At 70.1% G+C, this 1,414-nt stretch carries 1 protein-coding gene; it reads left to right on the top strand.

From position 1 onward, the window contains the following. A partial coding sequence (locus tag ACTMVF_RS42340) for an AMP-binding protein (RefSeq protein ID WP_441276421.1) occupies positions 1-1,414 on the top strand: 1,414 nt, incomplete at both ends.

Raw genomic sequence — 1,414 nt, 5'->3', positions numbered from 1 at the left:
GACTCACCCGTGACCGACACCCGGCGCACCTACACCTACACACAGCTGAGGGACGAGGTGGCGGCCTTCGCCGGAGCACTCGCGCAGCTCGGCGTGGGGCACGGCGACCGTGTGGTGATCTACATGCCGATGGTCCCCGAGGCCGCGATCGCGATGCTGGCCTGCGCGCGTATCGGCGCGATCCACTCGGTCGTCTTCGGCGGGTTCGCCCCGCGCGAACTCGCCCTCCGTATCGATGACGCGGCCCCCAAGGTGGTCGTCTCCGCCTCCTGCGGCATCGAGGGCAAGCGTGTCATCGCCTACAAGCCCCTGCTCGACGAGGCGATCGAGCTCGCGGCCCACAAGCCGGAGAAGAGCGTGATCCTGCAACGCCCGCAGGAGACGGCGGAGTTGGGACCCGGCGATCTCGACTGGGCCGACCTGGTCTCCACCGCACCGCCGGCCGACTGCGTTCCCGTCCCCGCAACCGACCCCCTCTACATCCTCTACACCTCCGGAACGACCGGAAAGCCCAAGGGAGTCGTGCGTGACTGCGGCGGCTACGCGGTCGCCCTCCACTGGTCGATGGGCGCCGTCTACGACGTGGGCCCGGGCGAGACGATGTTCACCGGCTCCGATGTCGGCTGGGTCGTCGGGCACTCGTACATCGTCTACGCGCCATTGCTGGCCGGTGCGACGACGGTCCTGTACGAGGGCAAGCCGGTGGGCACCCCGGACGCGGGACAGTTCTGGCGCGTCGCCGCCGAGCACCGGGTCAAGACCATGTTCACCGCGCCCACCGCCTTCCGGGCCATCCGCAAGCAGGACCCGAAGGGAACGCTCACCGCGGGCTACGACCTGACCGGCCTGCGCCACCTCTTCCTCGCCGGCGAGCGCCTCGACCCCGAGACCTACCACTGGGCGAGCGATCTGCTGGGCATCCCGGTGATCGACCACTGGTGGCAGACCGAGACCGGCTGGCCCATCGTCGCCAACCCCGTGGGCATCGAGGCCGCTCCCCTCAAGCCCGGGTCCCCCACCCGCCCGCTGCCCGGCTGGGACGTCCGCGTCCTCGACGCTTCGGGCGATCCGGTGCCCGCAGGCGTCGACGGTGCGATCGTCGTGAAGCTGCCCCTGCCGCCCGGCGCACTGCCCACGCTCTGGAACGACGACGACCGCTACGTTGCCTCCTACCTCTCCGCCTACGACGGCTACTACCTCACCGGTGACAGCGGGCACATCGACGAGGACGGCTACGTCTTCGTCATGGGCCGCACCGACGACGTCATCAACGTCGCCGGCCACCGCCTGTCCACCGGCAGCATGGAAGAGGCCCTGGCCGCCCACCCCGACGTCGCCGAATGCGCCGTCATCGGCGTCGCCGACCCTCTGAAGGGACAAGTACCGCGCGGCTTCGTCGTCCTGAAAGCCGACG

Origin of the sequence: Streptomyces sp. SD31, from assembly GCF_052068475.1 — a bacterium.
Lineage (GTDB): Bacteria > Actinomycetota > Actinomycetes > Streptomycetales > Streptomycetaceae > Streptomyces.
The sequence above is the reverse complement of the archived record's forward strand: the minus strand, read 5'-3'. Positions and strand labels throughout refer to the sequence as shown.